The organism is Limisphaera ngatamarikiensis, assembly GCF_011044775.1.
In the GTDB taxonomy this organism is placed as follows: Bacteria; Verrucomicrobiota; Verrucomicrobiia; order Limisphaerales; family Limisphaeraceae; genus Limisphaera; species Limisphaera ngatamarikiensis.
Window position 1 is genome coordinate 53,450 of the sequence record NZ_JAAKYA010000048.1, and the last position, 13,366, is coordinate 66,815.

Sequence of the window (13,366 nt, forward strand, 5' to 3'; positions counted from 1 at the left end):
CTTTCCCAATCCTCAGGCCGGCGTCGCCGCCCCGGCCGCGCGATTCTGCGGCAGAAAATCAGCATCTCCGGCGGCCACACCGTACTCGTAGGGCCCCCGATAAACCCGGGGAGGTTCCACAAAGTTGCCATGCGGCGGCGGGGTCGGCGTCTGCCACTCCAGCGTGGTCGCCTGCCAGGGATTGTCGCTCCGCACCGGTTCACCCCGCCAGATGCTCACAAACAGGTTGATAATGAACGGAATCTGCGCCAGTCCCAGAGCCACAGCCGCCCACAAAATATAATTGTTCAACCCCAAAATGAAGTCACTCAGCGTTCCCTCAATCCCCGGCCCCATCCGCGTCGAATAACTCAACCCACCATCCGACAGCCGCCGATGCATCCCGGCAAAACCCTGCGCAAACATCGGCAGGAAAACCGCGTTCATGAACAACAACGAACACCAGAAATGCACCCGACCCCAGAACTCGTTCATTTTCCGACCGGTCAGCTTCGGAAACCAGTGATAAATGCCGGCAAACAGGGCAAAGATCGTCCCCGGCGCCACCACGTAGTGAAAGTGCCCGATCACATAATACGTGTCATGCAGTTGAATGTCACTGGCCGCAAAACCAAGGGGCAACCCCGTCAGCCCGCCAATGCCAAACATCGGCAGAAAGGCCAGCGCAAACAGCATCGGCGTATGCACCCGGATGCTCCCGCCCCACAAGGACATCAACAGACACGTCAGCAGAATCACTGACGGAATCGAAATGATGATGGTCGTCGTCTGAAAGAAGGTCGAAATCCTCGTCCCCATCCCGGTCAGGTACATGTGATGCGCCCAGACAATGAATGAAAGGAAACTCAGCGTCAGCACCGCGTACACCATCGTGCGATAACCCCACAGCGGTTTCCGGATGTTGTTGGCGATCACCTCCGCCACGATCCCCATCGCCGGCAGAATCAGCACGTACACCTCCGGGTGGGCCAGAAACCAGAACAGATGCTGCCACAACAACGGGCTCCCGCCACCGCTGATGTTTGCCGTCGCACCACCCACGGCCAGGCCCGTGGGCAGGAAGAAACTCGTGCCCGCCACCTTGTCCATCAACTGCATGATCCCCGCGGCCTCCAACGGCGGGAAGGCCAGCAACAACAGGAACGACGCCGCCAACTGCGCCCACACAAAAAACGGCAACCGCATCCACGTCAGGCCCGGCGCCCGCAACTGCACAATCGTCGTAATGATGTTCACCGAACCCAACAGGGACGAGGTGATGAGGAGCACCATCCCGATCAACCAGAACGTCTGCCCGTCGGTGGGAATCACCGTCGCCAACGGCGAATACGAGGTCCAACCCGCCTGCGCCGCCCCGCCCGGGATGAGGAAACTCGCCAGCATCACCACCCCGCCCAGGAAATACAGCTGGTAACTCAGCATGTTCAGCCGCGGAAAGGCCATGTCATTGGCCCCGATCATCAACGGCACCAGGTAATTGCCAAACGCACCCACCGCCAGCGGCACGATCGCCAGAAACACCATGATGGTCCCGTGCATGGCCCCGAACATGTTGTACAAGTCCGGCGACATCACCCCGCGGCTGGCCGGGCTGCCCAGCACCTTCTCCAAAAACCACCCCACGACCGGCACCGGTTCACCCGGATGCGCAATCTGCCAGCGCATCACCAGGATCAAAAAGAATCCCAGGAGCAAAAAGCACAGTGCCGTCAGCCCGTACTGAATGCCAATCACCTTGTGATCGGTGGAAAAAACGTACTTTCGCCAGAATCCCAGCTCGTGGTCATGCACCGCACCCCCCACGCCGGGGACCGTCACGGTCTTGGATGTCGCCTGTACCATGGCTCCCTTCCTCGCTTCCCTGCTCTACCGCACCTTGTCGATCGTCAAAAACACCAGCAACAACGGCAGATACACAATGGACGCCAAAAACAGCCTGCGGGCCGATCCCGGGGATCGCTCCCGGGCAAAACAAATCGCCGTGACCAGGTAGGCCAGACCCAGTACCGCCGCCACCCCTGCATACATCGAACCCACCACACCCTGCCACCACGGCAACAGGGACACGGGCACCAGCAGGCTCGTCCACAACACCGCCTGGCGCCCCGTCCGACGCCCGTCCGGATCCACCTGGGGTAACATCCGAAACCCGGCCTGCGCGTACTCATCCCGATACAGCCAGGCAATCCCGTAAAAATGCGGCATCTGCCAACAGGCCACGATGCCAAACAACGACCACGCCTCCGCCGGGACCGAACCGGCCGCCGCCGCCCACCCCACCACGGGCGGTAACGCCCCGGGAACTGCGCCCACCCAGGTGTTCCAGCAGGTCACCCGTTTCAACGGCGTGTACAAACCCAGGTATGCCGCCAGGGTCACGGCCCCCAAAACCGCTGCCAACCCGTGCGCCCCCACACCCAAAACGCCCAGACCCGCCACCACCATCCCGGTCCCCGCCCATAAAGCCGTGACGGGCTGCATCTGCCCGGCCGGCAACGGCCGGTGCCGGGTCCGCGGCATCAGAGCGTCCGCGTCCCGTTCCATCCACTCGTTCAACGCGGCCCCGCCCCCGGCCAGCAACGCCATCCCCACCAGAGTCGCCACCAGCCGCACGCCATCCACCGGCCCGGAAAGACCGAGGTAAAACCCCACCAACGTCGTCAACAGGACCAACGACGTCAGCCGGGCCTTCACCAGCTCCGCCCAACAATACCACCAACCCGACCGCTCTCGCCCCACGGCACGCGCCAGGGCCGATTCGGCAGTCTTGACTGGATACCCGGATTGCATTGCACCCCTCACGAAACCGTCGCCGGCGCCACCGCCACGGTCTCCAGTGCCGACTCCCTCCCTTGCACGCGCGCTCCAAAGGCCGCCACGCTCAACAATGCACCCGTCACAAACGTCAGCGCCCCCGTCACCACGTGCAACGTGGCCACATCCGCCGCCTTGTCCGACCAAACCGTCCAAGCGCCCAACCCAAACTGAACACACACCAGGAGCAACCAGAACCCGGCAACACGCCGCACCATATGACCCCGCGGCAAACAACGTCGCGTCCGCCACCACGCCGCCGCAATCGCCCCGGTCACCACCAGCGCCATCACCCGATGCGCCATGTGCACATGAATGTGGGTGGCGGTGATGTCATTATAGGCACGCGTAACAATCCGCTCCCGATTGTACCGGGCAACAGATTCCGCATCCGTGGCCGGCCACAGCCGCCCGTACGCCAGCGGAAAATCCGGCACCGCCAGGCCGGCATGTTCATGACGCATGGTTGCACCCAAAATCAGTTGCACCAAAATCAGCACGCTTGCCGCCACGTACCACGGCCGAAGCTGTCGGAGCATTGCCACCCCGCCCCCTTCCTCAAAACGCTTCCACCAGGGCGACGTGAAAAGGGCCAACGCAGCCATCAGAATCAAGAACAATTGGGCAAGCGTCGCGTGCACGATCCCAATCTCATCTTTCAGCCAAACCACCCGCAGACCGCCCAAAATCCCCTGCAACACCACCAACCCCACGGCCAGCAGCGACAATCTCCGCAACCGCCGGGATTGCGGCGCCCCTTGAGGCCAGAACCGACCCGCCACCACCGCCGCAAGGCCCGCCCCGGCCAGTACCACCGCATCCTGCCACCGCCCCGGCGCCAACCCAAGAACCGCAACCCCGAGCCCCACCAGCACCCAGCCGCCCCGCACCAGCCACGGACGCGCCGCCGCCCCGTGCATCCACACCGCCAGGATCAATGTCAGCAGCCCCACCCACGCGCCCAGCAACCGATGCGTATGCTCGTAAAAAATGCCCCCGATCCAGGCCGACACCGGGAAAAAAAACATGTTGTACCCGTACGTGTTCGGCCAGTCGGGAACTGCAAGGCCGGCCCCGTGACTGGTCACCAACCCGCCCGCCCCGATCAACACCAGCACGAAACCGGCCGTCAGGACCGCAAAACGGTGCAGCGCTCGATTTGAACCACTCGACACTTCCACGCTCCCACAAAGGGCCGCCGCATCCACACCCGACCCGACCCCGGCGCGGCCGCCTCTCTTGCCCCTTACTTCACCTCAAACACAAAGTCCACGTTCACCACACCGTCGGTCACCTCAATCTCCTTCTTCAAGGTGCCGAGCTTCCGGTGCGATGCTTCCAGCGTGTACTTGCCCGGAGGAACATCCCGGATCACGTACGTGCCGTCTTCGCCGCTCAGGGCAAACCACGGATGATCTTCCACGCAAACATAGGCAAACATCCACGGATGCACGTCGCACTTGAACCGCACGAACTTCTCGGGAGCATCAAATGAAAACTCCAGATCCGGACCGCCGGGAAGCTGCGCTAAATTTCGCACCTTGTTCCCCGCTGCCGTTGGCGTGACATGTACGTTGTGCAGCAGCGGATCCGAGTTCTTCACCAACAAGGTCTGCTTGGTCTGTATGGCCAGCACATAGGGCACATACTGGCAACCCTTCTGATCCAGCACCGCCGGTTTGGCACTGGCGCCCGTGCTCTTCCCGGTGATCCCGGCCAGGGTCACGAATACGTCCGCAAGCCCCCCGTCCGGCGCCACGCGGTGCATCGGAATTTGGAAGGCTTCCTTGACCAGCTTGCTGCAGTTGGGATCGGCCGACAGGTCCTTGACCACCGGATTCGGCGGTGGCGATCCTTTCAACGTAATTTTGCCCCGAATTTCCCCAGCCCCTGCGGAGGTGGCAACAGCCACCACCGCTGCCATCCAAAGCCCAATGTTCGCTTTCATGGTACCCTTTGACCCAATAATCGTGCCCAGTAACCCGTTTGCGCCCCAAATCTATGCACGCCCGGCCCCGGGTCAAGCCCACCCCGTTCACCCACCCCCACCATCCGGGAGCGGTTCGCCGGGTCCCGGCTCATCCAGACCCGCGGCCGCGCCGCCCTGAGCAGCGACCCAGCCCCCTATCAAGCCCAAATTCGCCAACCCGCCCGCCATGTCCCGGGTTGAGCCCGCGAAAACCCATTGACCCCAGAACTCGCCAGTGCCCAAATGTCGCCATGTCAAACGTGCCTGGGGATTTGCGTTACACAAAAACCCACGAATGGGTTCGACTTGCCAACGGAATCGCCACCGTGGGAATCACCGACCATGCCCAAAAGGAGCTCACCGACATCGTGTTCGTGGAACTGCCTTCCGTGGGACGGGAGGTCCAGGCCGGCGAAGCCTGCGGCGTGGTCGAATCAGTCAAAACCGCCAGCGATTTCTACAGCCCCCTCACCGGCCGCGTGACCGAGGTCAATCAAGCCCTGGTAAACAACCCCGGCTGGATCAACACCGACCCCTACGGCCAGGGCTGGCTCTTCAAGCTGGTCACCGGCCGTCCCGAGGAATGGGACCAGCTCCTCACCCCCGAGCAATACCGCGCCCAGCTGGGCGAAACCTGATCCGGCCGCCGACCAGCCCGTGGCCGATTTGCACCGCCTGCCCGGCCCGGCTACTCTCCCGCCGTGCAACCTCAAAGGGTGCGACTGTTCGTAAAACCCTGGTGTCCCTGGTGCCAACGGGCCGAAGCCTGGCTCCAAACCCGGGGCATCACCTACGAACGACTCGACGTGACGCGGAACCACCAGGCCTGGCAGGAAATGGTCCAGCTCTCCGGCCAAACCCTCGCGCCAGTCCTCGAAGTGGACGGCGCGGTCCTGGCCGATTTCGGCCCTGAAGAACTCGCCAGGTTCTGGGAAGAAAAGGTCACCCGGAAGCCCCGGTAGGCGTATCGGATCCCATGGCCATCAAAATCCATCCACCACCAGCAGGCTGCGGTACCGGCACCACAGCATCCGCACCCCGCCTGCCCGCCTGGTTGCGCAGACCCCTGCCCACCACCCCCGTCTTCGCCCAGACCCGCAACCTCCTCCAGGAACTCCGCCTCCACACCGTCTGTGAAAGCGCCCGCTGCCCCAACCACTGGGAATGCTGGAGCCGCGGTACCGCAACCTTCATGATTGGCGGAGACCGCTGCACCCGCGCCTGCCGATTCTGCGCTGTCACCACCGCCAAGCCACTTCCACTGGACCCCGATGAACCCCGGCGCGTAGCCGAGGCCACACGCCACCTCGGATTGCGCCACGTCGTCATCACCGCCGTGGCCCGCGACGACCTGCCCGACGGCGGCGCCGACCATTTCCGTCGCACCATCGAAGCCGTCCGCGAGCTCAACCCCGGCGTTGTGATCGAAGTCCTCACCCCGGACTTCAACGGCCGGGCCGAACACATCGCCACCGTCCTGTCCGCCCGGCCCGAGATCTTCAATCACAACCTGGAAACCGTCCGCCGTTTGACGCCCCAGGTCCGCCACCGCGCCACCTACGACCGCTCGCTCCAGGTCCTCCTATGGGCCCGGCAAATCGGCGGGGACAGGGTCTGGACCAAGTCCGGCCTCATGCTCGGCCTGGGCGAGACCCCGGACGAGGTCCTCACCGCCCTCCAAGACCTCCGCCAGGTCGGTTGCGAAATCGTCACCCTGGGGCAGTACCTCCGGCCCACCCCCGCCCACTTGCCCGTGGTGGAATTCATTACCCCCGAACAATTCGACTGGTACGGCCAACAGGCCCGCGCCATGGGCTTCCGTCACGTCGCCAGTGCCCCCATGGTCCGAAGCTCCTACCACGCCGACGATTTCCAAATCGAACCGCGCGAAACAGAGCCGGACCGACATTGACCGCCCCCGTCTGCAGTGCCCCGCCCGGCCCCACACCCCTCAGCAACCGGGGATGCGCGAACTCAAGCCGAAACCCGCATCACTCAAACCCGGACCGGATGCGACCCCGCCACCGGCCACGGGCCCCACGCCCGACCCCGCATCCCATCCCGCAGCAAATACCACAAAAACAGCGTGTTGTACTTCAAATACCGCGGGCCCAACCGGCGCGGCTCGGTCGCCATCCGGTACAACCACGTCAGCCCCGCCCGCTGCATCCATGCCGGTGCGTCCGGTTTCAACCCGGCATTCGCCTCAAACGCAAACCCCACCACCAACACCACCCCGCGTCGCAGCCGCTCCTTGTACCGGGCCGCCCACCGCTGTTGCTTCGGCGCACCAAAGCAAATCCACAAAAAATCCGGACCCAGCCGGTTGATCTCCGACAACACCCGGGCCTCGTCCGCCGGGTCCAGCGACCCGTCCTCCAAACACCGCCCGTGGTAGCCACCCACAAACCGCAGACCCGGATTCGCAGCCGTGAACCTCCGCCGCAAACGCTCGGCGCACTCCTCACTCCCACCCACCAGATAATGCGTACTGCCCGCCGGCGCGCGCTCCAAAAAGTATCGCATGAACGCCGGCCCATAAACCCGATCCCGCAAACCCGCCCCCGCCCAATTCATGCACCACGTCAGCGGCGTGCTGTCAGACACCAGACAATCAAAAGTCCCCATCACACGCCGAAAAGCCGGATCGTGCCGGATCATCGTCACGATCTGCGTGTTGGAAAACGCAACCGTGGTCGGCCGCGACCAACCCGCCCATTCCACGCACCGCCTCGTCAGATCAGCATACGTCGTCACCAACAGCGGTGCCCCCAGGACATGCACGTAACGAGGTTGCTCAGACCCTGCCTTCATCGCCACGTCCCTCTCCCGGGCTCACTGTCCCGGCCTCCGAAGCCTCCCGGGCCGCGACGGCGGCAGCCTCCCCGGACTCCGCCGCGGACACCCCCGGCTGGCCCGCCGGTTCGCTGTCCCCCCCACGGAGGACGGTCCCCGGCCCGGCTTCCACCGCCACCACCGCCGGCCGCACCAGCCGCCCCTGAAACATGATCCCCGTGGCCAGGGTCTCGCGCACCACCGCACCCTCCGGAGGCGTCTGCCCATCCGGCGTCTGATGCCGATCCGGCTGAAAAGCCTCGCCCGGCGCCACTTCAAACGGCACCACCCCCAACCGCCGGGCCGCATCCCGACAGTGGTTCTGAAACTGCGTCAACTGCTCGATCAACCGCGGTTGCCCCGACCGCAGCCCCGCCGTATACAACGCAAACACGTGGTCCAAAATCCACACCAACACCTGCAGCCACTCCCCCTCGGCCCGACGCAGCTTCTCCACCTCCAACCGCAGCGTGGCCTTTTCCGCGTCATTCGCCCGCTGCAAAAAAGCCGTGAACTCCCGCACCTCGGCAGCCATCCGCTCCGCAATCTCCCTCGCCTGCGCCGCCGTCCGGGCCGTCTGATCATGAATGGCCTGCCAGTTGTCCGTCGCCTCTGCAATCCGCCGGGCAACCGTCTCCGCATGCCGCGCATGACTCAGCCCCTCGGCCAGCGTCGCCGCCTCGAGCCGTCGACAAGCCGCCCGATACTCCAGCCAAAACGGCAACACCCCCAGCACCGCCCCCGCCACCAAACAAATCGTGCTTCCCCAGATCACCGCCGCCCCCATGGGCGGCCGGGACTGCACAATCCAAAACACGGCGGCAGCCAATAACAGGGCATCCCCCACCAGAAACGGCCACACACGAACCCGAGGCACTTCCGATGAATCCATGCCGCGCAGTCTGCCGGGCCACGCCCACCGTTTCAAGGTCCCAACCGCAGCCACCCCGGGCACCCAGGCCGGGCCCTCGCCCGGCTCCCGACACGCCCCGCCCGACCCTCAAGGTCGTGGCCGGGCCGTGCCCAACTCCACATACTGCGGCAACTCCCGCAACTCCAACACCAGCGTGTCGCCAGAGCCGGCGACCCGTTCCACACGACCATCTCCACGGACCACCCGCCACCCGTCCGCCGGCACCGGACCATCCACATTCAGCCGCACCTCGTGCGGCTCCTCCAGAGTCCACGCAGCCAGCTTCACCCGACCCCGCCCGTCCCTCAGCACCAGGACCCAGTCCGACTCCCGCCCCACCGAATGCCGCCGCTCCACGGAGTAGCCCGCCAACTCCCGCGCCAGCGTCCGCATCGCATGATAGGCGGGCTTCGGTTTCAAATCCGCGTCCACCACCCCGAAATTGTGTTCGCGCTCCTGCGGGTCCCGCCCGTCATTCTTCCAATCGTACCAGATCGAAAGCGGCACCCCCACAAACAGATGGAACAACTGCTGCCGCACCAAATACGCCGCCTGGGTCTCAAGGGACACATCCTTGCCATCCGTGGACCACCCCCACTCGCTGCTCACAATCGGCACCCGCCCGGCCCGGTCCGCCGGCGCATGACGGTCCACCTGCTCCCGCAACCGTTGGTAATCCACCGCGGCCGTCTCCGGCGGGCGCCGAAAGCGATACGGATGCACACTCACACCATCCAGACCCCCCAGAATCCCCGATGCCAAAAACCGCTCCATGAACGGGGGGTCAAACCCCGAAATGCCCGGCGCAATGATCACCGCGCGCGGATCCGCCCGCCGCACCGACTCCACCGTCGCCCGGGCCAGACGCACGTACTCCTCCACGTTCGGACGAGGCCGCCAGAAAAAGATGTTCGGCTCGTTCCAAATCTCCCACACCACGCCGCGACCGGCATAACGCGCCGCCGCCGCACCCGCCCAGCGTGCAAAGGCCTCCACACTCTCCGGCTTCCGCGGCGAAGCCGTGGTCTCCTCCGGCCGGCCCGTGATCGGATTCGTCGTCTGGACCATGTCCTCATACAGCCGGTTCGAATAATCCAGGATGTACAAAGCACGCAGTCCCCGCTTCTCCAGATTCCGCGTCAACTCATCATAGCCGCTCCAGTCGTACTCGCCCCGCCGCCGTTCAATGGCTTCCCACGTAAAGTCCATCCGCACCCAACGGAACCCGGCCGCCGCAATCATATCCAGATCAGCCTCGTGACCCGTGACAAAATGAATGTTCACCCCGATGCCTTCAGGGATGCGCAGCGGCGGCAACTGCGAAAAAGCCGGATCAATCAGGGCCAACAGAATCACCCCTCGCAGCAACCTTGCCTTCATACCCGCCACGGAACGCCCGCAACCAACACCTGTCAAGAAGATGGTCCCGCCACGGACCCGTCAGCCACCGGAACGTACCGCACCGCCGGCTGCCGCCACCGGTTCCCAGGCATCCCACGCCACTCGCAAAATCAGGGCCACCACCACCGCCAGAAAGACCGGCCGGATGAACCGTGCCCCACGCGCCGCAGCCATCCGCGCCCCCAATCGCGCCCCGCACGCCTGGGCCACACCCATCGCCAAACCCAACCCGCCATGCATCGCTCCCGCACCCGCAAACACCATCAACGCACCCGCGTTGCTGGCAAAATTCATCAACTTGGTGCGCGCTGTCGCCCCCGGCAGGTCCATCCCGCCCCGGCTCACCAGCACCGCCGCCCAAAATGTGCCCGTGCCGGGCCCGAAAAAACCATCGTAAAAACCCAGCACCACCCCGGCCAACAGATCGAACCCCCACGAAACCCGGCACTGCCCGCACGCCCGATCGCCAAACCGCGGCCGCAACGCCGCCCACAACGTCACCAGCAACAACATCAACGGAATGAGCCGGCGCAACAAACCCGCATCCACGGCCTGCACCGCTGCCGCGCCCACGCCCGACGCAGCCCACGCAGCCAGCATCCCCACCACGCAATCCCCCGGCTCCACCAAACCGGCCCGGGTGTACTGCCACGCCGCCGTGCCGGAACCCAGCACGGCTTGAAGCTTGTTCGTGCCCAGCGCCTCATGGGGCGGCAACCCCGCTGCCAGCAGGGCCGGCACCGTCAAAAGTCCACCCCCACCCGCAATCGCATCCACCCAGCCGGCAGCACCCGCCGCCAACACGCACATCGCCCATGCCCACGGCTCCATTGCGCCTGAAAAGTTAATGAGTCCACCGCCCCTGACGCCAGTGCCGGATCCTCTCTCACCCACAGCCCCGGCAACGGCCCGCCCCATGGCACCTGGACTTCCGCCCCTGGCCGACGCGGTGGACCTGCCAGACAACCCCGGGGCATGAAACGCCGGCCCAGCTCCCCATCGCCCGCAGCTGATTCCATCTCCCAGCCCGCCCGCTTTGCTCAAGCCACCGCCACCACTGCCTGCACGCTTCACCCACACCCACACCGCCTCCCCATCGGGTGGCACCGCAAGAGTGGAAATCAACCGGGCCCATCAAAAGACGCCCATTCCCGGCCAAAGAAGGTAGAGCCAACCCCCACGACCGCCGCAACATTCAGACGCATGACAGGGAGAGGTCACCCCGGAATGCTGTTGACCTGTGCATGCCTGGTCCTGGCACAGGGGTTCTGCCGCGCAACCGCCCAAAACATCCCCGACAGCGACTGCCTGGTTTGCCATTCCGACCGCACCTTGACCAAAACCAACGACGCCGGGCGCGAAATCTCGTTGTTTGTGGATGAGGCCCAGCTCCGTAACTCGGTCCATAAAACCAACACCTGCAGCAGCTGCCACACCGACATCACCCCGAAACACCCGGACGATGAAGTACCCGCCGCACGGGTGGACTGCGGACGATGCCACGCCGAGCAGACCCGCTCATACGGAGCCAGCGTTCATGGGCAGGCCCTCGCCGCCGGCCGGGCCGATGCTGCCACCTGCCAGGATTGTCACGGCACCCATGACGTGCTCCCACCCACCTCCGCCCAATCGCCGCTCCACTTCTCCCGTCAGGCTGACACCTGCGGCCAATGCCATCCCGGGGAGGCCGCCGACGTCGCCGCCAGCGTCCATGGACAGGCCGCCGCACGCGGCGTGCGCGACGCCCCCACCTGCACCGACTGCCATTCCGAACACCGCATCGAAGCCCTCAGCACGGGCCAACCCCGCCGTATCGCCGAAAAGGTCTGCAGCCGATGCCACGCCTCCGAGCGAATCAGCACCAAATACCACCTGCCCCCGGACCGCGTGAAAACCTTCTTCGACAGCTACCACGGCCTCGCCTCCCGATACGGCTCCACCGTCGCCGCCAACTGCGCCAGCTGCCACGGGTGGCACAAGATCCTCCCCTCCACCCACCCCGAGTCCACCATCCATCCGCAACGCCTGGTGGAAACCTGTGGGAAATGCCACCCGGGAGCCACCGAGAACTTCGCCCGCAGCAGGGTGCACGTTGACCTGGCCGCCTCGCCCGCCGACGCAGACCTCGGCACACGCATCAACTGGTGGGTCCGCCGCATCTACCTCACCCTCATCGTACTCGTGATCGGAAGCATGTTCCTGCACAACATCCTGCTCTTCCTCAAAAAGATCGCAGCCCGCCTCCGCCGCGCGGACCGCCCCATCCTGCGAATGGACCGCTCCCAACGCTGGCAACACGGTCTCCTGGCCCTCACCTTCATCGTCCTCGCCGTCACCGGCTTCGCACTCAAATTCCCGGATTCCTGGATTGCCTGGATGCTCGGCTCCAGCGAACCGCTCCGCCGATGGGCGCACCGAATCGCCGGCCTCTTGCTGCTGGTCCTGGGTGCCTATCACCTCCTCTACATCCTCACCCGTCCGGAAGGACGACGCCTCATCCGGGACCTCTGGCCCACCCGCCGGGACCTGCGCGACCTCCTCGCAGCCGCTGGCTACCTGACCGGCCTGAGCCGGCAAAAGCCCCGGTTCGGCCGCTTCGGCTACGTCGAAAAAATGGAATACTGGGCCGTCGTCTGGGGCACCGTCATCATGGGCATCACCGGACTGATGATCTGGTTCAAAATCCCCGTCACCCAGTGGATCCCCCGATGGGCCGTGGACGTTGCCCTCACCATCCACTACTACGAAGCCGTCCTGGCCTGCCTGGCCATCGTCGTCTGGCATTTCTACCACGTCATCTTCGACCCCGACGTGTACCCCATAAACCCGGCCTGCTGGGACGGCCGCGTCAGCCGACACTGGATGGAAGAAGAACATCCCCTGGACGAATCACTCCGCTCACCCTCCACCCCAACGCCAGACCCGCATCCGAATCCGGTTCCAACCGGCCAACCCAACGCCACCCCACAGCCACCAGCCAGTCCCGACCCGCCAGCCCCCGCTTGAACACCACAACCAACGACCGCACCGCCAAACCCTTTCACCGCTGCCCCGGCTCTCCGGCACAGGCCGCTGCCCCGTTCACCACCACCGCCGACCGCACCTCCCCCTGCAACCGGTCCGATCGGTCCTGAGGCACGGAGGGATGGAACCACAGAGACACAGAGGACACGGAGAACGGCCAAAAGAGAGCGCGCAAAGCATGTCACGAACTCTATGACGGCAGTTGGTGTCCGGCAAAGTGTTCCGCAGCCTCTTGCCCCTGCAACAAGTCGGGTGGCCGGTATCGCTTCCGATCAGCAGTTTGTTATGGGCGCATCGAGCTGACGGCCTGGGACGCGGTCCCTCCCATGGGACCTTATGGGAGGGGCACAGTCTCCTGTGCCCGCATCTTTCTACGGACCGTGGGGATACGCCCCGCCCCTTACCTGCGC

12 protein-coding genes are annotated in these 13,366 nt (G+C 64.8%); 4 read left to right on the top strand and 8 right to left on the bottom strand.

What is annotated here, in order from left to right; all coding sequences use genetic code 11:
• Positions 1-12: 12 nt before the first annotated feature.
• From G4L39_RS07135 to G4L39_RS07150, 4 genes are all read right to left on the bottom strand, one after another.
• Positions 13-1,842 (bottom strand): cytochrome c oxidase subunit I, encoded by a 1,830-nt coding sequence (locus tag G4L39_RS07135; protein ID WP_165107028.1) that lies wholly within the window; start codon positions 1,840-1,842, stop codon positions 13-15.
• A 24-nt stretch (positions 1,843-1,866) separates the two neighbouring features.
• Positions 1,867-2,790, bottom strand: coding sequence for a heme o synthase (gene cyoE, locus G4L39_RS07140; RefSeq protein ID WP_165107029.1), 924 nt, complete (start codon positions 2,788-2,790; stop codon positions 1,867-1,869).
• An 8-nt stretch (positions 2,791-2,798) separates the two neighbouring features.
• Entirely contained in the window at positions 2,799-3,995 is a 1,197-nt protein-coding gene (locus G4L39_RS07145; protein WP_165107031.1) for a COX15/CtaA family protein, read from the bottom strand.
• Between the two features lie 65 nt (positions 3,996-4,060).
• Complete coding sequence (locus tag G4L39_RS07150) at positions 4,061-4,762, bottom strand: carboxypeptidase regulatory-like domain-containing protein (protein WP_165107032.1); 702 nt, start codon at positions 4,760-4,762, stop codon at positions 4,061-4,063.
• A 272-nt stretch (positions 4,763-5,034) separates the two neighbouring features.
• On the opposite strand from G4L39_RS07150, the gene gcvH reads away from it, so the two are divergent.
• From gcvH to lipA, 3 genes are all read left to right on the top strand, one after another.
• Positions 5,035-5,421 carry a glycine cleavage system protein GcvH gene (gene gcvH / locus G4L39_RS07155; RefSeq protein ID WP_165107034.1) on the top strand — a complete coding sequence of 129 codons (387 nt, stop codon included), beginning with the start codon at positions 5,035-5,037 and terminating at the stop codon, positions 5,419-5,421.
• Positions 5,422-5,484: 63 nt separating this feature from the next.
• Positions 5,485-5,745 (top strand): glutaredoxin domain-containing protein, encoded by a 261-nt coding sequence (locus G4L39_RS07160; protein WP_165107035.1) that lies wholly within the window; start codon positions 5,485-5,487, stop codon positions 5,743-5,745.
• Between the two features lie 14 nt (positions 5,746-5,759).
• On the top strand, positions 5,760-6,695 hold the full coding sequence (lipA, locus tag G4L39_RS07165; protein ID WP_165107037.1) for a lipoyl synthase: 936 nt from the start codon (positions 5,760-5,762) through the stop codon (positions 6,693-6,695).
• A gap of 83 nt (positions 6,696-6,778) precedes the next feature.
• Here lipA and G4L39_RS07170 read toward each other — a convergent pair whose 3' ends face one another.
• From G4L39_RS07170 to G4L39_RS07185, 4 genes are all read right to left on the bottom strand, one after another.
• Positions 6,779-7,597 (bottom strand): WecB/TagA/CpsF family glycosyltransferase, encoded by an 819-nt coding sequence (locus tag G4L39_RS07170; protein ID WP_165107038.1) that lies wholly within the window; start codon positions 7,595-7,597, stop codon positions 6,779-6,781.
• Positions 7,581-8,510, bottom strand: a complete 930-nt coding sequence (gene grpE, locus G4L39_RS07175) for a nucleotide exchange factor GrpE (RefSeq protein WP_165107040.1) — start codon at positions 8,508-8,510, stop codon at positions 7,581-7,583. Before grpE ends, G4L39_RS07170 begins: the two co-directional genes overlap by 17 nt.
• A 108-nt stretch (positions 8,511-8,618) precedes the next feature.
• Positions 8,619-9,911, bottom strand: a complete 1,293-nt coding sequence (locus tag G4L39_RS07180) for a cellulase family glycosylhydrolase (protein WP_165107042.1) — start codon at positions 9,909-9,911, stop codon at positions 8,619-8,621.
• A gap of 60 nt (positions 9,912-9,971) precedes the next feature.
• Positions 9,972-10,763 (bottom strand): TSUP family transporter, encoded by a 792-nt coding sequence (locus tag G4L39_RS07185; RefSeq protein ID WP_165107044.1) that lies wholly within the window; start codon positions 10,761-10,763, stop codon positions 9,972-9,974.
• A gap of 372 nt (positions 10,764-11,135) precedes the next feature.
• Here G4L39_RS07185 and G4L39_RS15410 point away from each other — a divergent pair, with 372 nt between their 5' ends.
• Positions 11,136-12,938 carry a cytochrome b/b6 domain-containing protein gene (locus G4L39_RS15410; RefSeq protein WP_165107046.1) on the top strand — a complete coding sequence of 601 codons (1,803 nt, stop codon included), beginning with the start codon at positions 11,136-11,138 and terminating at the stop codon, positions 12,936-12,938.
• The last annotated feature ends 428 nt before the right edge of the window (positions 12,939-13,366 follow it).

Coding starts and splice junctions, on each gene's coding strand:
- G4L39_RS07135 (WP_165107028.1), bottom strand. CDS start 1,842: ATGGTACAGGCGACATCCAAGACCGTGACGGTCCCCGGCGTGGGGGGT.
- cyoE (WP_165107029.1), bottom strand. CDS start 2,790: ATGCAATCCGGGTATCCAGTCAAGACTGCCGAATCGGCCCTGGCGCGT.
- G4L39_RS07150 (WP_165107032.1), bottom strand. CDS start 4,762: ATGAAAGCGAACATTGGGCTTTGGATGGCAGCGGTGGTGGCTGTTGCC.
- gcvH (WP_165107034.1), top strand. CDS start 5,035: ATGTCAAACGTGCCTGGGGATTTGCGTTACACAAAAACCCACGAATGG.
- lipA (WP_165107037.1), top strand. CDS start 5,760: ATGGCCATCAAAATCCATCCACCACCAGCAGGCTGCGGTACCGGCACC.
- G4L39_RS07170 (WP_165107038.1), bottom strand. CDS start 7,597: ATGAAGGCAGGGTCTGAGCAACCTCGTTACGTGCATGTCCTGGGGGCA.
- grpE (WP_165107040.1), bottom strand. CDS start 8,510: ATGGATTCATCGGAAGTGCCTCGGGTTCGTGTGTGGCCGTTTCTGGTG.
- G4L39_RS07180 (WP_165107042.1), bottom strand. CDS start 9,911: ATGAAGGCAAGGTTGCTGCGAGGGGTGATTCTGTTGGCCCTGATTGAT.
- G4L39_RS07185 (WP_165107044.1), bottom strand. CDS start 10,763: ATGGAGCCGTGGGCATGGGCGATGTGCGTGTTGGCGGCGGGTGCTGCC.
- G4L39_RS15410 (WP_165107046.1), top strand. CDS start 11,136: ATGACAGGGAGAGGTCACCCCGGAATGCTGTTGACCTGTGCATGCCTG.